This is a genomic window from Chloroflexota bacterium, assembly GCA_014360825.1.
Classification (GTDB): domain Bacteria; phylum Chloroflexota; class Anaerolineae; order UBA2200; family JACIWT01; genus JACIWT01.
Genome location: JACIWT010000025.1, coordinates 1 through 21691, shown reverse-complemented (window position 1 = coordinate 21691; position 21691 = coordinate 1). Strand labels below are relative to the sequence as shown.

Here is a 21691-nt window from a genome sequence, read left to right as displayed (position 1 = left end):
GAACTCAAAGAAGACGTTTGTGTTCTCATGCGATCTAGTGGTCTTTCCGTGATCTGCCTATGCCCAATCTCGTTGCTTGCAGCAGGAGTGAGAATTCCTAGGCATTTGGTATGGGCTGCCTTATATCTATCACACAGGTGAACCTGCAGTTGTGTACAGGGCAGTGCGAATGCTGAGAACAAGCGACTGTAACCCGCATTTCTTCGACTACCCTTGCCTATCAATCTACTTGCAGGCTCTCGGCTGCGCTTTTGTGGTAGTAATCAATGGTTGCGGCCATCCCTACCGAATGATGGCCAGCACCGTTCAGGCCAGAGATATGCCCAACTGGGTCTTCTATCTGCCGGGGCGGCTTACTACTGCTTTGCTTGGAGTTGCTACTGTGGGGTTACTCTATGTCGTAGCCAGGCAGATGTACAGCAAGGCGACAAATGGTCGGCCTAGTCACGGCCTTGTTCATTGCTATTCTACTGGCTCACGTTGCTGAATCGAGATGGATCACGCCCAACGTACCAAGGGCCTTTTTCGTTGCGCTTTCTCTCCTCTTTGTCTACCAGGTTTTCCAGGGAGGCGGTAGACAAGAGTGCCTGTTCGCGGGGTTATGGGCTGGATTGGCGGGATCTGCGAACTACAACGGCATTGTCATCGCCACAGCACTTATTGGGGCTCATGTCCTGTCCAGACGAAAGGATCACATTTGGCTGTATGTTGCAGACGCGGTGCCCATAGTCGGATTTCTAAATTGAAACTCCTTTCGCTGTGGTCGTTCCGACTGATTTCCTTCACGGCGTTCTGGCCGAGCAGCACCCACCCTGCGATCCGTGGACACCCAGGAGCTGAAGCACATTCCTGGTGGTATGGACGTTATCCGCATTTGGCGGGAGGAGGCGCATTGGTGACTGTAGCAGCTCTCTTCGGCTTTGTTTATGGCTTTTGCAAGGACCGGCGCAGGCACTTAGTTCTGAGCATTTTGCCAGTTGTGTGCTTTGTCCTAATGTCCTCCTACCTTGTCAAGTTTCAGAGCAATCTGATGCCGATACCGCCCTTCTTAGGACTGACTGCCGCTTTAGAAATAGAAGCGGTTACGAGTTTGTTAAGAAAAGTAGTGTCGCGCTGGACGTGAGCCCAGTGGCCGTGGGCCCTGCTAGGGGTTTGCCTCCTTGTTTCTTGTTGCAGCAAACCCTTGTATCTTGCAGTAACAGATGGTTAGAACACGCAAGCATACTATGACAATGGCTGGTGATTGGGTGGCTCAGAATTTTGTAAGGGCCTGCAAGATATGTATCGGATATGAAAGCAGTGCTCTGCGATACGTGCCGCCGATTTCTGAAACTCAATATACAACTACATTGTCCCAAATGAACGGGTGTCGTCGCCGTCGCCTGCCTGGCGATTGCTCCACCGGTTTGACCCCACAATCTTGCGTCATCCCGGTCGACGGGTCGGTATTTATGAATTATCTGCTTCGACTGGTTCCGAGATAACAGAAGAAGTTTGGGAAGATTTCGACAATGCGGCCAGTCTTTCCCAGTTGGTTTGGCTGCAGGGTGAAGAGAGGGTGTCTTTGACCTGGTCCGAGTCAGCCTTAGAAGCGTGTTACTACAATACACCCGGAGCCAGGGATATAGTGGTATTTGAGTTGCCAGTTAATGTTGATGATGCCCTTGCATTCGGGATTAGAATCAGGTTGGACACAGGTACATTTCTCACCCTAGAGTCAGTTGTTGATGGACGGCGTTGGCGACATGTTGAGTATCGCGAAGGCACTGGGTAGTGGGTAACCATACTGAGACCAGTCCCTCGCGGGCAAAAGCTAGAGTGGATCGATATAAGCCTATCCGAGCCCAAAGACCTAGGAGGAACGCCATGCAAGTATTCTATGGCCATCGACTGCGTTAAAGTCCTTCGGGCGAGGCCAAGCGTTCAACAAAAGGTAACGCTGGAAGAGTTTGAGGCTATTTCGGACCGACGGTCACCTTATAGAGAGGACAACGTCGTCGGAACTTTTGAGGCATGTCAAGGCATAGCGGAGACGTCCTACCCGAATGACCCTTCCAACCGGTAGACCTTAGCATACAAATTGCAGCCTCAAATGCCTGCTGCTTACTTGAGCTGATTGGCAATAAAGACGAGGCATCAAGATGGCACACGTCTCAGTGTGGACTTGGTGACGAACAAGGGGGTCGTACACCCTGTGCATGTAAATTAGTATAAGGGTGTGGAAGAATGGGAAGAGATAACAATTCCAGTTCCGAGGAGCGAAACGCTGGTTGAGTTACTGGTTGGTATATCTGAGTGGCGCGATCTAGCTGTTGAGGCAATGGAGTATTGGGCTTGGCTGGACTGGATTAAAGGACACGTCGAGCAGTGAGCAACTTAAGGATTGCCTTCGTCACCAATATCTGCGCCCACTATCGGGTGAAGACCTTTGAAACCCTGGCCCGCTATTACAACGTGGACTATTATTTCTTCTCCACCGGTGACGAATGGTACTGGCAGCAACAGCACGGCGTGCGGTCAGGCGAGTTTCACTATGAGTACCTGCCCGGCTTTCGGCTAGGCCACACTAGGGTCACGCCCACCTTGCCCTGGAAACTTTTGCGCAGGAATTACGATATTTACATCAAGTGCATCAATGGCCGCTTTGCTCTACCCATGACCTATCTGATTGCTCGCCTCAGGCGCAAGCCCTTTATCCTTTGGACCGGCATCTGGATGCGCTTGCAGACGTCGTTTCATCGCCTAGCCTTTCCGCTCACCCGCTATATCTACCGCCACGCCGATGTCATCGTGGTTTACGGCGAGCACGTGAAGCGCTACCTCATCAGCGAAGGGGTGCCGGCTGAGCGGATTTTCGTCGCCGCCCACGCCGTGGACAACAACGCCTATAACCGCCCGGTGTGCAAAGAGGAGAAGACCGCCTTGCGCCGGAAATTGAACATCCCGCCAGACCAGAAGGTGGTGCTCTATCTGGGGCGATTGGAGGAAGTCAAAGGGGTTCGTGACCTGCTGGAGGCCTTCGCGTCATTGCAACGGGATGATGCTGTGTTAGTTTTTGCCGGCACAGGTTCCGAACAGGCGCGCCTGGAGCAGATCGTACAAGAGAAAGGAATATCCGACCGTGTGCACTTTGCCGGCTATGTTCGTCCAGAAGAAACCCTCCCCTATTATGCCATAGCCTGGGTTTTTGTGTTGGCCTCTGTCACCACGCCGTATTTCAAGGAACCCTGGGGGCTGGTGGTCAATGAGGCGTTCAGCCAAGGAGTGCCGGTCATTGCCACCGATGCAGTGGGGGCAGCAGCCGGTGGGCTGGTGCGGGATGGAATCAACGGATTGGTTGTCCGGGAACGGGATGGCGCCGCACTGGCCCAGGCTCTACGGCGCGTCCTGGACGATGCGGATTTGCGAGAGCGCCTGAGTCGAAATGCACGACAGATCATTGCCGAGTGGGATAATGGGCGGATGGTGCTAGGGTTCAGAAACGCGATTGAATTCGTGACAAACCGGCCAGATAAACTGTTATGACCTTATTCTCAAGGAGGGGAAACAATGTCATTTTGGCAAGATTGTAACATACTGATCACAGGCGGAGCCTCTTTCATTGGCTCCCATCTCACTGACGCCCTGGTGGAGCGCGGGGCGAAGGTGCGCATTGTGGATGACCTCTCCAGCGGCAAAATGGAGAACATCCAGCAACACCTGGCCAGCGGCACCGTGGAGTTCATCCACGCCGATCTGCGCGAGCCGGGTATAGCCCGAATGGCGATGCGGGATATTGAGGTCGTTTTCCACCTGGCGGCCGACCACGGCGGGCGTGGCTACGTGGAGATGCACCAGGCCGGCCCGGCCTCCAACCTGTTCCTCGATGGTCTGGTTTTCTGGGAGGCCCGCCGGGCTGGGGTAGAAAAGGTCATCTTCGCTTCATCAGGGTGTGTCTACCCTAACTTCTTGCAGAACAATCCTGACAGAGAAGTTTACCTGACCGAGGACATGGTCAAGCCGCCCTACGACGCCGACAACATGTACGGCTGGGCCAAGCTAATGGGTGAATTGACCTTGAGGGCCTATCACAAAGAATTCGGAATGAAGACAGCCTCATGCCGCTATTTCACCGTCTACGGCCCACGGGGCGTGGAGAACCACGCGGTCATCGCTATGATCGCCAAAGCCTTTATCGGCCAAAACCCCTTTGAGATCTGGGGAGATGGCACTCAGGTGCGGAACTGGACCTACATTGACGACATCGTGGGGGGCACCATCCTGGCCGCCGAGAAGATTGACGACGGCACTGCGGTCAACCTGGGCACGATGGAACGGGTGCGGGTGATTGACGCCGTGAAGATGGTGCTGGAATATACCGGTCATAAAGCGGAGATGGTTTTCCGTCCGGAGATGCCGGTCGGCCCGCTGAATCGTGTAGCCGACAACTCCCTGGCAAAGAAGCTCCTAGGCTGGGAACCGCAGGTTCCCTTCCGAGAGGGGCTGAAGCATACCATTGACTGGTACTTCGCCACCAAGGACAGGGAGCAGGTGCGAGGGTTTTTGGGGCGGATGTTGATGGAGAGGTAAGATGCAATCACCACAGCGGGTCAACATCCTAGGCGTAAGCATCAGTGCTATTAATATGGCACTAGCTCTGGAGACAATAGAGGGCTGGATCGCGCGTAGGGAGCCCCACTATGTCTGCGTCACCAGCGTCCACGGCGTAATGGAGAGCCAACGCGACGATGTGCTGAGGCGGATTCACAACGCGGCAGGCCTGGTTACGCCTGATGGCATGCCCTTGGTCTGGCTGAGCCGCTTGATGGGCTTTTGGCATGTGGAGCGGGTCTATGGCCCCGACCTGATGCTGGCCCTCTGCAAACGCTCAGTGACAAACGGGTATCGCCACTTCTTCTACGGTGGGGCGCAAGGGGTGCCGAATCAGTTAGCGGTCACGCTCCAGCGGCGCTTTCCGGGCCTGCGTGTTGTGGGTACTCATTCGCCACCTTTCCATCCCGTCACGCCAGAGGAAGATGCACAGGCTGTCCAAATGATCAATGCGGCCGACCCGGACGTGGTCTGGATTGGTCTCGGCACGCCCAAACAGGAGCGCTGGATGGCCGAACACAGAGGCTGCCTGGCGCCGCCGGTGCTCATCGGTGTCGGCGCGGCCTTTGACTTTCTCACCGGTCGCAGACCCCAGGCCCCTCGCTGGATGCAGTGCGCCGGCCTGGAATGGCTCTTCCGGCTGCTCTCTGAACCCCGGAGGCTGTGGCGACGCTATTTGATCAACAACCCGCTATTTCTGCTGTTGGTGTTGATGCAGGCCCTCGGGCTGAGGCATTATTCAATAGACCAAAGTAACTGAGGGCAGCGTTCATTCGGAGGGGGTGGGGTAGGGTTGAAGCCAGTAATCGATGCTTTCACCCGCCGTGCACGGGTAGTTCGGACGCCATTGGACTGGCCAATCGGACTGTTAATGTTGATGATCCCAGTGAGCCTGTGGGCTAGTTTTGACGTTCGCTTCAGTTTGCCCAAGGCCATTGGCTTGTTCCTGGGGGTAGCGGTGTTTTACGTCACCGTGGGTTACGTCCGCGACACAAAGCGATTAATCCAGGCTCTGCTGCTCTACTTCTCTGTCGGGACTGGTGTGGCCGTCTTGGGTCTGGTTGGTACCAAGTGGCTTTACAAGAACCCTTTGCTCTCACAGATCGTCCGCCAATTGCCTCAACTGATCCGTGGGCTGCCTGGGGCCGCAGAGGGATTTCATCCCAATGAGGTCGCTGGGGTATTGCTGTGGTTTGTGCCAACGCAGATTGCACTCCTCGGCTGGCTCTACAGGCACCGGCGCTTCAAGACATGGGCAGGCATCGCGTGCGGCTTTTCCACACCGGTAACAATATCAACGCTGATCCTGACGCAATCCAGAGGTGGGTGGCTGGGGCTAGGTGTTGGATTGGCGCTGATGGGGGCTTGGGTGGACCGGCGTGTGCGCATCGGCGTGGTGCTACTGTTCGTGGCTGCGCTGGCCACTATAGTACTACGAGGCCCGACCTGGGTCGGGACCGTCTTGTTCGGAGAGACAACGTCCGAAGTTTTTGGAACTTTGAACTGGGCATTCCGTGTCAAGGTCTGGCGGGCGGCTCTCTGGGGCATCAGTGACTTCCCATACACTGGGATGGGTTTGGGAAGCTTTCGTCGCGTCGCTCCGATACTGTATCCGCTTTGCATCCCACCGAGCTACGATATCGCTCATGCGCACAACGCCTTTCTGCAAGCGGGGCTGGATTTCGGCGTGCCAGGACTCGTTGCCTACACATCCATATGGCTCTTGGCGGCCTGGCTTATCACATCGTCCATGCGACACACAAAAGGCTGGCTGCGGGCGCTTGCTATTGGACTCGGGGGCTCTCTGGCCAGTTACTTCGTTTACAGTCTGACGGACACTGTTGCTTTGGGGGCAAAGCCAACTCCAGCATGGTGGATGATGCTGGGGCTGATTGTAAGCATGGTTCGGGTAGTAGATGGCTACCTTGAAGAGGAAAGCCAATGATCCATTGGGCAGCAGTGTGCGCGAATGCCTTTTGGGTATTGGGCCTTGCTGTTGTCTTGTCCACGTTGAGCCTTGCCCACTGGCTGGCCAGGGAACGGAAAGTGCCCTTCCGCAATGTTCTGGGTACCCCTTCCTGTCAGATGGGATGTGACCTGGGGCTGATGCTGGTGGGCGTGGGCTTCTTCTTCTCTGCCCGCTCCATCTGGGAACGCATCTGCTGGGCACTGCTGGCCATTGCCTACGCTGCCCTGGGCGTGCAACGGGGTCTAGTGTATACGGGTAAGGGGCGACTCGAAGGCGGAGGATGAATGGATGAAGCACGAGAGACCGAACAAATATGTCCTGACCTTATACATCTCTGATGTACTGGCGACCGTTCTAAGCCTGAGCCTGGCGGAGTGGCTGCGTCAGACCTTACCCTACGGGCAGCCCTTTGACGCGTACTGGGGCGGCTTGAATTGGGGCATCTACCTGGTGGCGATTGCTATCTGGACGATCGCTTTCAGGCAACTCTCTGCGTACGACGCCAATCGCATTTTGCGTGTTGCCGATGAGGTGCAGACGGTGCTCGCGGCCGTAGGCATGTCTACCCTGCTGTTGGCTGGCGCTCTCTATCTCTCGTACCGCGGCCTATCACGCCTGCTTTTTGTCTACTTCTTGCTTCTAGACATACTGATCATACTGCTTTTCCGCGCGGTAGTGCGACTCGTCTTCAAAGGGCTGGAGGGCAGACGTGCCACCGAGCAGCGCATCTTGTTGGTCGGAGCCGGAGAGGTGGGCCGTCAGATGGCAGCGCTTCTGGACGAGCGGCGCTGGATGGGGTTGCAGGTCGTTGGCTTTCTGGATGACGACCCGCAAAAGATGGGGCAGTTGGTGGGCGGTTTCCCCGTGTTCGGTACGCTGGATGAGGCCCCAGAGCTGGTGACAAAACACGGCATCCAGGAAGTGATCATTACCCTGCCGCTCTATGCGCACAAGCGCTTGGAGGAGCTAGTCTCATTGCTCAACGAAACGCCCGTCAATGTAAGCGTGGTGCCGGACTTTTTCTCTCTGGCCTATCTGCGCACGAGCATTGGGATTTTGGGTGATATACCCCTTGTGACGCTGAAAGAGCCGGCCATAGGCGGCTTTGCGCTGTTGGCGAAAAGGATGCTAGACTTCGTCGTAGCCGCGTGTGCTCTGCTTCTACTCTGGCCGGCCATGCTCGTCATTGCTCTACTAATCAAGCTAGACTCACCCGGGCCCGTTATTTTCAAGCAGCAACGTGTAGGATGGCATGGCGGGCTTTTTTGGATGTACAAGTTCAGGACGATGGTCGCTGATGCGGATAGCAAGATCAATGTCATCATGGCACGGACAGAGCGAGGTAGGCGCTATATGCGCAAGGACAGCGCAGATCCACGCATTACCCGCGTCGGGCGGTATCTACGTCGCTGGAGCCTTGATGAATTGCCCCAGCTCTTTAATGTGCTTAAAGGAGAGATGAGCCTGGTGGGGCCACGCCCAGAATTGCCCCTCTTGGTGCAGGATTATGAACCCTGGCAGCGTAAACGTCTCAGCGTGCCGCCGGGAATAACAGGGTGGTGGCAGGTTACTGGGCGAGCGGACCAACCGCTGGCTCTGCACACCGAGGCAGATCTGTATTACATTCGCAACTGTTCTCTACTGCTGGACCTGCAAATCCTACTCCGCACCATCAGCGCGGTGATCAAGGGCAAAGGCGCCTATTGAGGCATCGGCGCACCTACAGTATGCGAATATGACGAGAAAAGTGCATTTCTAGGAGGCAGCACTAGGACGTATTCCGGCGTGGGTTACTTCATCTCCGCCAACACCGATAGGAATCATCTTTGTGGAGGCAGCATGCTCACTGTGATGAAACGCTACCGGGGAATCTATGCAGTTCTTCTCGGCTTGCTTGCTGCGGGGGCGTTCCTGTTCGCATCGAGCCACTACGAAGTCAATGCAACAGTGCCCGCCGAAAGGATTCAGTCTCTACCCTTCGCTGAGGAGTATTATGCAGCGGTCAACGAGCGTTTTGGTGTCGGCCTCAATCCAGGCATCACGGTCTCTGTCAACGGGATGGTGCGCCCGGCACTGGTTACCGACTACAATATCAACGAGTTGCGCATCGGATGGTACTCAGACTGGCGGACAAACCGCGAGCCGTTGCGGCCCGGTGGAATCAAATACGTGCAGTTGATCCTCGTCAGGGCCAGTGTGTATCCTACGAATACATTGCAGCTGACGGAGACGGTCGCCGCAACCCCCGGGTCGCTCTGGCTCATTGGGAACGAGCCTGAGGGGAAATACGGTCAGGGGAATCGCACCCCGCAGGAATACGCCAGGATTTATCACGAGATGTACACGCTCATCAAGGGCTTGGATCCTACGGCCTGCATCGCCATCGGTGGTGTGATCCAGCCCACACCTTTGCGCCTCCAGTGGTTGGACTTGCTGCTCAGCGAGTACGAGAACCTGTTTGGCGAGCCGATGCCTGTGGATGTCTGGAACATTCACGCACAAATCTTGCAGGAGAAGGCGAGGGATTGGGGCGCGGAGATCCCTGCTGGGCTGAGTGCGACCGAGGGCCGGCTGTACACCTTGCAGGACAACGCCGATCCGGACATTTTCCGGCAATTAGTCATCGAGTTTCGTCAGTGGATGAAAGCAAAAGGCTTTCAGGACAAGCCACTGATCATTTCTGAGTACGGCGTATTGATGCCCTCCACTTACATCGTTGAAGATGGAGATGCAGACAAAGGTGATCAGAAGATCATTGATTTCATGCACCAGACCTTCAACTTCTTGGTGAATGCGAAAGATCCAGATCTGGGTTATCCAGCGGATGACGACCGCCTGGTACAGCAGTGGCTGTGGTACAGCCTGAACGACCAGCCCTACGATCCAGCCACCGGCCTGGGGTTCAATGGCTCCCTGTTCAGCCATCAGGACCCGACGCAAATGACCAAGTTCGGCCTCGCTTTCCGTGATTATATGAACACGCTACTGGGCTCGAAGATAATGTTGCCCGTGGTAATGAGACGTGCTCCTACTCATAGAGGGACTTCTGACGGAGGTGGGTCTTGGTATTTGCTACGCAAGAGACTGAAAGGCAGAGGCGACGGCACTACTTGTTCCTGGCTATCCTGTTGCTCCTACTGGTTGCCTTGTTGGTCAAAGGCATATTAGTGGGAAGACATGTATACGTGCTTTGGACACATGGGATACGCTTAAAGACATTCGCACAGAATCCTGCCTCCCTGCTCGAGCCGGAGAGACCAGGGCAGATGAAGGCCGATCTGGAGGGCATTGAGCGGGCGCTCGAGGGCCTGCGCACAGAACTGCAGCCTGTTCTGAGGCCCTACTGGCTGCCCTGGTCAGCGGGGCAGGAGAATCTGTTTGCCGTAGATGAGCTTCTCCGCGTAGGCGCCGAACTTGCCCACGTAGGACAGATGGCGAGCGACGGGTTGCAATGTGTTGTGGATGCTATTGAAGCACGCAGGACAGGCAGGGAGGGCCAGGAAGCTCAGAGCATAAGCGAGGCGCTCTTTGCAGGGCTGGTGGCCGCACGTCCGTACTTTCGAGAGGCGGAGGAGCAAGTCGGACGCTTGTACAGCGACGTCGCTGTTTTGGCAGCAGATGATCTTTGGTCTCCGCTGGACAGCCTCGTTTCCACCCTCGAACATTATCTGCGGTTGGGCCATGCAGCCTTTGGCGCAGCCACCGCTGCTCCAACGTTGCTCGGTGAGACAGAACCTGTTTCCTATATGATCCTGGCCCAGAACAATGATGAGTTGCGGGCTACCGGCGGATTCATTAGTGCCATAGGCCTGGTGAGTGTCGAGCGCGGGAAGATTGGCCAACTCACGATCAGGGACAGTTACGAGTACGACAAGTTCACGGTAGCTCATCCGTTTGCTCCCGAACCCATGCAGCGCCACATGGGCATTATCTTGTGGGCAACTCGCGATGGCAATTGGTCACCGGATTTTCCGACCGCAGTGCGAGATATAGAGGAACTCTATCACCTGGAGAACCCGGGGACGATCAGTGGTGTGTTGGCCTTCGACATGCTGGCCGTACAAGCGATGGTAAAGGCAATAGGGCCCTTAGAGTTGGAACAATATGACGACCGCACAGACGGGGACAATGTCTTGCATAAGATGCGAGAGTACTGGTCGGCGCCACCGGGCGAGTGGCTGAAACATCGCAAGGACTTCATTGGGGTTATGGCTTCATCGCTGCTAGAGAAGTTGCAAACGCAAACGCAGCCTGAGCAGATGAGCAGTCTATTGCAGGTCCTGAGGCACGCCATTGACGAGAAGCACATTCAGTTGTACTTTCATCACCCGGCCATACAGAATTTGTTAGCCATGAGCGGACGGGATGGGGCACTGGATCGCAGTAGCGGGCAGGACTATCTGCTGGCCCTCGACACGAACATGGGGTATAACAAAGTCAATGTCAATGTGGAGAAGCGCATCGAATACGAGGTCACTCTTGAGAAGGATAATACTCCGCAGGCTACTTTGACTATTACTTACCAAAATCGCAGCCCTGCACAGGCGGCTTGCGTGCGATTTCAACAGCAATCTACAAACTACGAAGCGTGGACACAGGACTGCTATTGGAATTACCTGCGGGTGTATGTGCCGCCTGGCACTCAGTTGCTTGCTACCGAGGGCGTTACCGAAACTGAAACGTTAGCCAGTCAAGAGGGGAAGACGGTCTTTGCCACTTTCTTCGTTGTGCCAGCAGGAGAGAGCCTGACGGTGCGCTTTACCTATCGCCTTCCGACTCCAGTGCGAGAGGAGTACCGGCTGCTTGTACAGAAACAGGCGGGGACGGATGCCGTGCCCCTCGAAGTGAGGATAATTATTCCGCCAGGCGTCCGAGTGTCGTCAACTGATCCCCAGCCGCAAAGTGTCCAGCAAGGGACCCTATTCTACGAGCTAGATCTGCGGCGGGATCGCTCATTGTTTGTAAGGCTACACTAGGAGGAGCGTGCTCATGAAACTTGGTAAGTCATCTTTGGCGGCGGTTGTGCTCTTGCTTCTCTTGAACTTGCCTAATGCTTGGGCCTCGTGGGCTATGCCAGGGCAGAACAGTCTGCGCCAGACTGTCCCAACTCCGACACCAAAGTTACCAACTGCAACTCCACTGGCCTCTACCGAGACTCCCGTTCTGCCAACGGCAACAGGCGTGCCGCCTACAGCTACAACTGCGCCTCCCAGTGCTACACCGCTGAGCCCTACGGCAGCCCGGCCTCGGCGAACCGCAACCGGCTCGGCCACGCCGCCCACCGCCACGCCTGTTTCGCCCACTGCACCCTTGCCATCCACTGTAACGCCTGTTCCGCCTACACCCTCGTTGCCGCCTTCGACCCCGACACCTGTTGCGCCCACGGCGACGCCCGTGTCACCGACTGCGACAACTGCGTCCCCCACGTTCACGACCCTTCGGCCCACCCTCGCTCCTATGCCTCCAACCGCTGAAACTAAAATCGTAGTGCCCACGGCCACGTCGGTGCTGGTTTCTAGGGGGGCGGGTTTGGACGCAAGGGCGCTCCTCAGACTGGGCATCGGTGCGATTGCCATCCTAGCGGTGCTGTATTCCCTCGTCGTACGCCGGAGGGTCTAGATTGAGATAGCAACATGTTAGCGGGCCAGCAACTGATACAATGCGCCTTGTTCTTGAAGACGGTAATGGGCGATCAAGTCAGAGTCCACGTCGGTAAGGAAGATAGGATGTCTCTGTATATTGGCCTGTATCAGGTCGTCTACGGTTAACGGAATCCCCATGGAAGTGGGAGACAGGTCTAGCCAAGGGTAAGCCTCGCGCAGGCCATCCACATACCAATGGTAGCCTAGGAGGTCCTCGTCAATCAGAGCGACCGTGGTTCGACCGGTGACTACCCGAGCAAAATACCATAAAGTGAATGTGTGGGCATCTGTGGCAGAGATGATGATGGAGCCATCGGGTACTTGGGCGAATACCTGAGAACCATAGTGGTGAGCAGTGTAGTCGTTGCTAAGATCCAAAACCTGTAGGTTCGCGCGCAGCGATCCAAGGGGCAGAGCCAGCAAAGCAAGGCCTGATAAGACTGCTGCTCTTTTCGACCACGTGCCCTGCGTCTTCGGGAGGGTGCTGAGAGCGGTTTGAACTGCTTCAGCGATCCACAGAGCGTAGAGAAAGTAGACGGGCAATAGGTAGACATATGAGTCTGTGGTGTTATAACCAATGGCGTAGGTGCTGAAGAGAACGGAGGTCAGAACGAGAATTCCGAATAGCTGCCAGGAGCGTTTTGCCTGTTTCCAGGCTCCAAGTAGGCCAAGGGCAGTGCCCCATGTGCCGAATTGCTGCCTCAGCAAGCCGGCCCAAGCTAACAGGCGCTCCGGCCAGTACCCTAAAGGTAGGGCGAAAACATACTGACGGTAAATGCTCCCACTGACAACCCAAACGAAGCCGCGCAGAGTGCCGGGATTACCCCAGTTCAGAAGCGGTTGGCTTCCGGCACGGAGTGGCAGGTAGATGTAGACTGATAGACCCAGAAGGAACATACCAAGCACGCGTGCCCATTCCAACGTCCGGAGTGTACAGAGCCTGGAGGCTATCATGCATTGATAAAAGAGCAACGGGGCAGTTAAAAGCATCGTTAGGTGATTGCCTAGACTGAGGCCGTATATCAGTGCAATCAGCATCATGATGCGAACTATGCGCGTACGTTCGACAACCTGCTCAAACGACCCTGACAGAAGTGGTTGGAGTCTAAGCACAAGGTATAATATTGTCGCAAAGAACAGGCAGTTGAGTGTGTATACCTCCGTGATCACAGCCTGTGACCATAGCACGCGTGATGTAGATAGAAGTAGAGCAGCGCATGCTGATGCCAGTATTGCATATGGACGCGAGCGCAATAGCGTCAGGGATGTCCAATACAGCAGTGGGGCGGTTAGAGCTGCGCAAAATGCCGACATCATGTTCATACGGTAGGCGACATCGCCGAACGGCAGCAGCGTGAACAATTTGCCCAAGAGTGTGTAGAGGGGGTAGCCCGTAGGATGGGGAATGCCGAGGGTGTAGGCTGCTGTGATAAGGTCTCCCGCGTCGTAGCCATCGTGTTGCCAGGTTATCGTAGGGGCAAGCGTCCGGATATAGAGCGCAAAGGGGAGGACCAAGAGTGCAAGCGATACTGCAGATGCTACAAGTGTCAGGCCGTGCGGCTGTCCTTTCATGATGAGCGGAATCCTGTCAAAATCTCTACTGCCTATGGGCTGGAGGAATTATAGTCTGTGAGAGAAGAAAGCGCAAGTGCTCGACCATCCCGATGGTGGAGTGGGGCTCGCTTTGGGCTAGGCGCGCTCGTGAGTATGGTCACTTTGTGCCTGGCAGCCAAGGGCACGCAATGGTCTGAGGTGGTCGCCGTACTGTCCAAGGCAGATAGCCGATTCGTCTTTCTGGCACTTGTTTCTTTCTTAGTTACCAACTGGGCCAAGGCTGTACGCTGGCAACTGTTGTTTTATCCCAGCCACTCGAGACTGTCTACCCGCAAGTGCGTCTCTGTTTTGTACATTGGACAGTTGTCCAACAGCCTACTGCCAATACGAATAGGTGAGTTGGTGCGTGCTTTCCTGATCGGGGGGAAGAACGGGATCAGCAAGGTCTTTGCCCTGGCAACAACGGTCGTGGAGAAGGCCCTGGACAGCGTGATGCTTCTCTCGCTGATCGCCTTGCTCTCTTTGTCCATGCCCATGCCGCCGTGGCTGCGTCGTTCAAGCCTCATTGTCAGTGGTATCCTTGCCCTGCTGTTGCTGACGGTGATCATCATCACTGGCCAGCGCAAGAGCATTGAACAAGTTCTCAAAGTCTGGATCGACCGTCGTCCTCGGCTTGCCTTCCTTCGCGTCCTAAACCGTCTGGCCGAGGCCAGTGGGCAGTTGCATGCTCTGCGGGACATTAGGGTGCAGATGCGGCTGTGGACCTGGTCAATTCTTATCTGGACGCTAGCCACGGCCACAAATGCCCTGACACTGGAGGCCGTTCACATTAAAGTAGCGCCGCTTGCATCTCCTCTTCTGCTAGTCGCACTGATGACAGGAGCGATTCTGCCAACATCGCCGGCACAGCTCGGGGTCTTTCATTATTTGTGCATTCTTACGCTTTCCATTTTTGGCGTGGAGAGAAGCGTAGCTCTCGGCTATGCTATTCTTCTACATTTCGTAGTTTATGTACCCATTATTGTGGGAGGCGTCCTAGGGCTCTGGGTGGAAAACTATGAGCTGGGAGAACTGCACATAGTTTCCAGAGGACGAGCCGATGAGTGAGAGGCCCGTATCAGTTTCGGTGGTAATCCCTGCCTACAATGCGGCAGCGACGATAGCAGAGTGTTTGACTGCCTTAAACGCGCAATCCTTGCCACGGACAGATTACGAAGTGATCGTTGTCGATGATGGCTCTATCGACGACACAGCGGATATCGCTGCCCGCTACGGTGCGCGAGTGCTGAGGCAGGCCAATAGCGGCCCGGCCGCAGCGCGGAACAGGGGCGTAAATGAGGCCCGCGCTGACATCGTCTTATTCACTGATTCGGACTGTGTGCCAAGCCCCGAGTGGCTCGAGGAGATGATTGGGCCTTTCGCTGATCCACAGGTCGCCGGCGTGAAGGGCGTCTATCGGACCCGCCAGAGAAACCTAACGGCCCGCTTTATCCAGATCGAGTATGAGGACCGCTATGACCACACTGCCCGCTGCAAGTATGTGGATCTGGTCGACACATATGCTGCAGGTTATCGCCGAAATATCTTGATCAGCAACGGAGGATTCGACATCAGATTCCGGTTCCTCGAAGACCAGGAGCTATCGTTCAGGCTAACGCATGCGGGCCATAAGATGGTCTTCAATCCTCGGGCTGTAGTGTACCACTATCATCCAGAAAGTTGGCGCAGGTATGCGCAACGCAAATATCGCATTGGTTACTGGAAAACGCGAGTGCTGCGCCTACATCCCAGTAAGGCCTGGCGAGACTCTCACACACCATGGAGCTTGAAAGTGCAGATGCTCTTAACGGCGCTTTCAGCTCCCCTGGCCTGCTTGTCCATCTGGGTCAGGCCATGTGTGTCGCTTTTGGGAGTGATTGCCACCGCATTTCTGGTTACCTGCATACCCTTTATGGTAAAGGCCTGGCGTCGAGACCATCCCGTGGCGTTAGTTAGTTTGCCGGCCCTCTACATCCGTGCCTGGTCTTTGGGCTTCGGAGTGGTTGCAGGGTACATGAGTATGCTACGCCAGCGAGGAGCACCGACAGATGCACAGAAGCACTGAGGAGGTACAGCGAAAGAAGCCACAACTATTGCCAGGCTTCAGGCCAAGCGAGCTCTCTGAGTGGGCTGCGAGGAAGCGGTGTCTATCTCGAAGCAGCACGGGCAATGTTGGCAACGAATTCGGTCCGATAGGGAAGACAAACAACCAGGAATGCACTGTGTTTTATGGATTCGTTCGTGTGCTGCTTCCGAGCCTGTCCAACATAGGTCTTGAGTGCGCCTAGCATTAGACTGGCGAGTCCGTGGGCCATTCCAGTGCCATCGGTGCCAAACAGCCAACTCGCTCGGGCGCCTTGCTGCACGGAGGCCGCCCTTGTGCAGGAGATCGCCCGACTGCACACCTTCATGATGGGATGCGTAACGGCTCGGGACACCGTGAACATGCTGGGTGCAGCGGCCACCAGCCCCTGGGCGCGTAGGTGTGTGCCGCAAGGCATAGGGGAGTCGGTTCGAGCACCGGCGAGGGTCGGGTCACTCCGGAGGGCGGTTCGTTTGACGAACTTATGGTCTGGATGACCCCGCTGAATGCGCATGAGGAATGACTGCACACTGGCATGATCTTGGTGAACACCCAGATGTTTTGCACCAAGAAGGGCCGCGAAATGATAGCCATTGTGGAACGGGCCAGAGGGGCCGTAGTATTGGCATTGGCGCTAGCTTCCCTGTTCTTGACGACAGAGGAGATGCGGTCAGGAGCGACATGGAAGGTCGGACAGGGCCACGGAAACCATGGGCTAATAGGCTCTAGTCTCCAGGTCGGTCCCTCACTGAGGTCCATAGTGTTAGTAAACAGCCAGAGTCCTAACTTTCCTGATTTTGAGAAGTACATCAGGCCCTATCTCGACTTCTTTGGAGTCCCCTATCGTATCCTAGACCTTGCCTCGGAAAACGTGTGCCCTGCTCATTCGCTCTACATTTTCGGCCACAAGAACGTTGTTTCCAACGAGAGGCCCCTCAGTGAGACCGAAAAGAACACTCTAGAAAACTTGGTCAAGAATCAGGGCGTCGGCATCGTCTCCTTCGACTACGGCCAAGATGCACTGTCGTTTCTGTGTCAACGACTTTCCTCTTGCCAGATAGGCGATGAAGTGCTCTCCCCGGGCCCAATTCTGATTACTGCTCCCCATCATTACATTGGGCAACTGCAAGAAGCCAATCACTCATATCCACTAAAGGCCAGCATCACCCTGAGGGTCTTAAGTTCTCATCCTTCCTTTCCAGTAATTGCTGCTTTGAATGACAGCACCAAGGGATTGTTGCCACTTGTTCTCGCGGGAAATGCCGGGAATGGGAGGGTCGTTATTTGGACCTCCTACCAACAGTTTGACGTGAATAAGCTTGGGCCGTTTATGGGACTCGATGATCTAGTCTGGCGAGGAATTGTCTGGGCAGCAAAGAAGCCCTTCCTACTTAGGGCGGTAGAGCCGATGATAACCGTCAGGGTCGATGATGTAAGGGGCGACTGGTACATCAATCCTGGCGACGGAAGTCCTACGTACAACTATATTCAGGAGATGATAGACGTTGGATTTACCCCCTTCTTGGCTATTTTTGTCGGGAACGAGGCAGGGCTCGATCCCCAAGACGGGATTGTGGAAATTGCGCCAGGGGAGGCAGCGCAGCTGAAACAATGGGTGGACAGTGGTCAAGCCCAAGTCTCTCTTCACGCTATCCATTGGTGGAAGTCTTTCTATTATCAGAATAACGGCGATCGCCTCCCAGGGAATCCCTACCCTGACGAGGTTATCAACCGGAACATCCTGCTCGCCAAAGACTGGTTTGACCAAAACAAACTAGCTATGTCCACATTCGTCATTCCCCACTTCGGAGAGATGGGCAAGAATGCTCTCCAGGGCGTGGCAACAAAGTTCAGGACCAAGTATCTCCTAATCTATCCGCAAGTTGACTTGCCTTACTATGATCCATACTCCCAATATGACCGACGTGCCTGGGCAGCCGGTCCGTATTACAAATACAACCAACCAAGTCACTTCATGACATCTGGCAGTCTCGGATATGCCGATTACTACACCTATCAGGCACCAGATGGCCAAATCTACAAATTCTTCGTCTGCTTTTTCGAGCCAAGAGTTTGCGGTTACGACTGGGTTCCACCTTACTATAAGAGTCGAGGTCCTGCAACGATAAGTGAGCAGCCAATAGCCTCGATCAAGAGGTGCCTCTCTAGCCTCACTTTTGGCACCGTGTTCTTGCACGAACAAAATTTCAAGAATACAGACCCGGCCAAGGCGATTCCAACCAGAGAGCAATGGGTTAGCGCCCTGAACGACATAAAGGCGGTGGGAAACTCATATAATGCGGAAGTGGTCAGCATGGAAACAGCAATCGAAAGGACCGAAGCAGTGGTCAATTCCAAGATCCTGGACTTCTCGTTTGATCCACAGACGAGCAATCTAAGCGTAACTTTCGACGGAGAGTCAAACGTACCAACAAGGGTTTACCTTTTTGTAGAGGTTGACGGAGCAATACGAAACGACTTTCTAGATGCTCCGCCCCTTGCCGGCCCTCTCGAGGTTAATTACGTCATCTATCTGCCGAGGCCCACCCCAACCCTCGCCCCGACGCAAACCCCAACGTACACCCGCACCCCTGCGCCCACCCACACCCCCGGCCCGAGCCCCACGCCCACGGCCACGCGCACTCCCGGACCAGTGGCCACTGCACATCTGCCCATTACCTCCGGCTGGAACCTGCTCTCCTTGCCCATCGAGCCCGATTCGCCCGCCGTCGAGGACCTCCTGGCCCCCATCGCCGGGGCCTTCGACCTGGTATACGCTTACGAGGGCTGCGACGAAGCAGACCCGTGGAAGAAGTATGACACCAACGTCCCGCCTTTCCTGAACGACCTGCAAGACATCCCCGAGACGGTCGGCTTCTGGCTGCACGGGACCAGTGCGACCACGCTGCCCGTCTCGGGGCACTGCGTCACTGAAGTCACCATCCATCTGTGCGAAGGGTGGAACTTGGTGGGGTATCCCTTGAGCGCACCAAAGCCAGTTGCCGTCGCCCTGACATCGATCGACGGTTTGTATGATCTCGTATACAGTTACGATGCTTCCGATGGCACCGACCCGTGGAAGAAATACGACGTGAACGTCCCGCCTTTCCTGAACGATCTAACCGAGATGCGGCCTGGATGGGGCTACTGGATCCACGCGAACAGTGATTGCGCTCTCGTCTTGTCCGAATGAGTGTTCAAACCCGCTGCGGCAACTAAGGAGATTGCAAGATGACGAGAAAGATTGCCTATGTCATGCTGGGAGTATTGCTTGCACCGGTGTTAGTGATGGGATTGTCGCCAACAGTGGTGGCTGCACAACCGCAAACCCCGTGGAATTGCAACGGCTCGGTCCTCGTAAATGGTGTTGCACCCGGTGCTGTAAATACTACCGTCAGTGCCTACATTGATGGGGTCTGGCGCAAGGATGCCGTTGACTGGGATGAGGGCGGCCAGACAAAATACAACATTGATATCTCAACTGCGGAGGGGGGCTATCCGGGGGCGACAGTGTGGTTTCGGGTTACGACACCTGCCGGTTGGTGCTGGGGAGGGTCAGGCACGTGGCAACCTGGTGGAAATGTTGTCATCAACCTCAGTTGCTACACCGCAATCCCAACGCGCACCAACACACCAACCTTCACCCCCTGGCCCACGAACACCCCCACCAACACCCCCACGCCAACCGCGACGCCCCGCCCCATCAGCGGCTCCTGCACCATCGGTGGTGTGCCGGCGCCTGATCGCACCCGAATCAGTGCCTATGTGAACTGGCTGCGTTGTGGCGCTTGTGTCACCTACGTCTATAACGGTGTCTACTCTATGCCTCTCAGCTGCTACGCAGGTCAAAGTGTGATGTTCCTGATTGAGCCACCTGGAGGCGGCTTCTATTGGGCCAATGAAACTTACCCATGTACGTATGGTGGGGCCTGGAACCTGTCTGTGCACCTGACTCCCACACCCACCCCCACTGAGACACAGACGCCAACCGCCACTCCCACAGAACCGGGGACGTCCACCCCTACTCCCACTGTCACCGAGACTCCGCTGCCCAGTGTGACGCCGACTATTTCAGCTACGCCGACCTGGACGCCCGTGCCCACCACCGCGCCAGTGACCACCAACGTGAGCCCCGCAGAGGGCGGCACCATCTGGACAAATGACCGTTTGTACTGGATCGTCTTTCCGCCCAGGAGCGTGTTCACCAACGCGGTGGCAGAATTCGTGCCCCTGCCCCTACCCATCGAGGATCAGAACGACGCTGCGCTACGCCACTTCCGGCTGCTGGTGCACGACCTGAATGGCCTGCCCGTTACCAACCTGCGCAGCGCTGCGATGATAGTGCTCTGGTACCATGAGTCCGAGGTGGTGGGGCCAGACGAGGATCGTTTAGTGCTACGCTATTACGACGTTCAGGCCCACAGATGGAGGGACATCCCCACTGGGCACAACGCGAGTGAGAACACCGCGTGGGCTCTCCTGACCCGCCTGACAGACTTTGGACTGTTCGTGGCCTCAAACCTTACCCCAGTGCGCCATGCCGTGCTTTTGCCGATCATTGTGAAAGGCAACGAGATAGCTACTGGTAGCGAATCGGAAGACTACCATCAGCGGGTTCCAGGTACGAAGTGAGCAAATCCGGATGAGTCGAGGTGACCATGCACTTTGCGCCGTTGGGAAACAAGACCAAAGCTGCACTTGCTGAGGCTGTCCCGTGGACTCAGTGGGTTCGCGAAGGGAGCTGCCGCAGACCCGGCCATCTTCTGTGAGGGTACGAGGAATCTATCGTCAGTAGTGCGCCATTTGACTACTTTGGGCTCGGATAGGACTATTGGGCTTATATGATGCCTTGGCCACATGCTGTCCATAGCGGCCCAAGCGGGCAAAGCCTACTACCATCGAACTGGCGAACCGCCAAGAAGATGGCCGGGGTGCCAATACGACCGCTTTCCTGCCTCCTGGGATCAGCGCGGAGGGATAATACTGCCGAACTCGCTCAGGATATCGAGCAACTGCTGGATCTTCCGCTCCAGGTCGGCCACCCGGGCCTCCAACTGATCCAACTGCACGTCACACACCGGCGGAGGTTGACCCACAAAACGCAACTCGCCGAAGTTCTCCGCTGGGCCTACCGTCGATGTCCCCGCCCAAACCAGATAGCCATCCCAGGTGCCGCCGTCGTCGTCGTCGCGGACCCCCACAGTGAAACCGCAAACCGTGCCTGAGATCACCTGGCCGCTGAGCACCAGGCGATTGAGTGGGACAGCCACCTCCACAATGTAGCCACCGGACCGCACCTGCACCGCCGCCGACAGATCGGTCGTGGGCGCGCCCAGGTAGAACGTGCGCCCATCGCTGGCCACTGCGTACTGGTGGTCGTCTGGGTTCCAGAACACGCGGTCACGGGCACCGTCCAGGCCGATTTCCACAGAGTCATCGCGCCAGATATAGGAGGGGTCGTCGGACTTGAGCACATCGTCCGTCACATCAATGCCAAAGTAGACATTGGTGTCGTCCCACACACTGCGCACCGAGGCCGAGCAATCGTTCACACCGCCGATTGTGCCCGCCACGTAATCGCACGAGGCAGCGTCCATCGTGATGGAGGGCACGGTCGGCCAATCCGCCAGGTTACCGTCCAGCACAGGCGCAGTAATAACATAGCGGCTCTCCAACGTCCGCGATGTATCGAGGGCATATACGGACGCGGAGGATTTGCTTGTGATTTGCGGGAGCAGGGGCGGCAAAAGGTGGGTCTGGGCCACGATGAGTCCAATGCCTACACCAATCAGCAATGTCATCACCAATACACAA

19 protein-coding genes are annotated in these 21691 nt (G+C 55.9%); 15 read left to right on the top strand and 4 right to left on the bottom strand.

The features are described from left to right. Positions 1-169 precede the first annotated feature (169 nt). From H5T64_11940 to H5T64_11890, 11 genes are all read left to right on the top strand, one after another. Entirely contained in the window at positions 170-487 is a 318-nt protein-coding gene (locus H5T64_11940) for a hypothetical protein (protein MBC7265048.1), read from the top strand. Continuing rightward, positions 432-746, top strand: a complete 315-nt coding sequence (locus H5T64_11935; protein ID MBC7265047.1) for a glycosyltransferase family 39 protein — start codon at positions 432-434, stop codon at positions 744-746. The genes H5T64_11940 and H5T64_11935 overlap by 56 nt, the downstream gene beginning before the upstream one ends. A gap of 149 nt (positions 747-895) precedes the next feature. Then, positions 896-1123: a hypothetical protein gene (locus H5T64_11930; protein MBC7265046.1), complete on the top strand. Its 228-nt coding sequence runs from the start codon at positions 896-898 to the stop codon at positions 1121-1123. Positions 1124-2367: 1244 nt separating this feature from the next. Next, entirely contained in the window at positions 2368-3525 is a 1158-nt protein-coding gene (locus H5T64_11925) for a glycosyltransferase family 4 protein (protein MBC7265045.1), read from the top strand. Positions 3526-3549: 24 nt separating this feature from the next. Then, complete coding sequence (locus H5T64_11920; protein MBC7265044.1) at positions 3550-4569, top strand: NAD-dependent epimerase/dehydratase family protein; 1020 nt, start codon at positions 3550-3552, stop codon at positions 4567-4569. 1 nt (position 4570) lies between these two features. Continuing rightward, entirely contained in the window at positions 4571-5350 is a 780-nt protein-coding gene (locus H5T64_11915) for a WecB/TagA/CpsF family glycosyltransferase (protein ID MBC7265043.1), read from the top strand. A 33-nt stretch (positions 5351-5383) separates the two neighbouring features. Continuing rightward, on the top strand, positions 5384-6535 hold the full coding sequence (locus H5T64_11910) for an O-antigen ligase family protein (GenBank protein MBC7265042.1): 1152 nt from the start codon (positions 5384-5386) through the stop codon (positions 6533-6535). Continuing rightward, positions 6532-6843, top strand: a complete 312-nt coding sequence (locus H5T64_11905) for a hypothetical protein (protein MBC7265041.1) — start codon at positions 6532-6534, stop codon at positions 6841-6843. The genes H5T64_11910 and H5T64_11905 overlap by 4 nt, the downstream gene beginning before the upstream one ends. 4 nt (positions 6844-6847) lie before the next feature. Further along, entirely contained in the window at positions 6848-8266 is a 1419-nt protein-coding gene (locus H5T64_11900; protein ID MBC7265040.1) for a sugar transferase, read from the top strand. A 132-nt stretch (positions 8267-8398) separates the two neighbouring features. After that, the gene (locus H5T64_11895; GenBank protein ID MBC7265039.1) at positions 8399-9727 is read left to right on the top strand and encodes a hypothetical protein; all 1329 of its coding nucleotides are present in this window, start codon (positions 8399-8401) and stop codon (positions 9725-9727) included. Positions 9728-9825: 98 nt separating this feature from the next. Next, a complete protein-coding gene (locus H5T64_11890; GenBank protein ID MBC7265038.1) occupies positions 9826-11535 on the top strand; it encodes a DUF4012 domain-containing protein in 1710 nt (569 codons plus the stop codon). Here the strand turns inward: H5T64_11890 and H5T64_11885 are convergent. Further along, positions 11527-12006 (bottom strand): hypothetical protein, encoded by a 480-nt coding sequence (locus H5T64_11885; GenBank protein ID MBC7265037.1) that lies wholly within the window; start codon positions 12004-12006, stop codon positions 11527-11529. The two genes, H5T64_11890 and H5T64_11885, sit on opposite strands and share 9 nt — an antisense overlap. Positions 12007-12195: 189 nt before the next feature. Further along, positions 12196-13773: a DUF2723 domain-containing protein gene (locus H5T64_11880; protein ID MBC7265036.1), complete on the bottom strand. Its 1578-nt coding sequence runs from the start codon at positions 13771-13773 to the stop codon at positions 12196-12198. A gap of 57 nt (positions 13774-13830) precedes the next feature. Here H5T64_11880 and H5T64_11875 point away from each other — a divergent pair, with 57 nt between their 5' ends. Both H5T64_11875 and H5T64_11870 read left to right on the top strand, forming a co-directional pair. Beyond that, entirely contained in the window at positions 13831-14862 is a 1032-nt protein-coding gene (locus H5T64_11875; GenBank protein MBC7265035.1) for a flippase-like domain-containing protein, read from the top strand. Further along, entirely contained in the window at positions 14855-15859 is a 1005-nt protein-coding gene (locus H5T64_11870) for a glycosyltransferase (protein MBC7265034.1), read from the top strand. Before H5T64_11875 ends, H5T64_11870 begins: the two co-directional genes overlap by 8 nt. Before the next feature lie 82 nt (positions 15860-15941). Here H5T64_11870 and H5T64_11865 read toward each other — a convergent pair whose 3' ends face one another. After that, complete coding sequence (locus tag H5T64_11865) at positions 15942-16391, bottom strand: hypothetical protein (GenBank protein ID MBC7265033.1); 450 nt, start codon at positions 16389-16391, stop codon at positions 15942-15944. Between the two features lie 69 nt (positions 16392-16460). Between H5T64_11865 and H5T64_11860 the strand changes: the two genes are divergently transcribed. Next, positions 16461-19070, top strand: coding sequence for a hypothetical protein (locus H5T64_11860; GenBank protein ID MBC7265032.1), 2610 nt, complete (start codon positions 16461-16463; stop codon positions 19068-19070). Positions 19071-19108: 38 nt separating this feature from the next. Next, the gene (locus H5T64_11855; protein MBC7265031.1) at positions 19109-20509 is read left to right on the top strand and encodes a hypothetical protein; all 1401 of its coding nucleotides are present in this window, start codon (positions 19109-19111) and stop codon (positions 20507-20509) included. A 332-nt stretch (positions 20510-20841) separates the two neighbouring features. Here the strand turns inward: H5T64_11855 and H5T64_11850 are convergent, their stop codons facing one another. Then, positions 20842-21678 (bottom strand): hypothetical protein, encoded by an 837-nt coding sequence (locus H5T64_11850; protein MBC7265030.1) that lies wholly within the window; start codon positions 21676-21678, stop codon positions 20842-20844. Positions 21679-21691 lie beyond the last annotated feature (13 nt).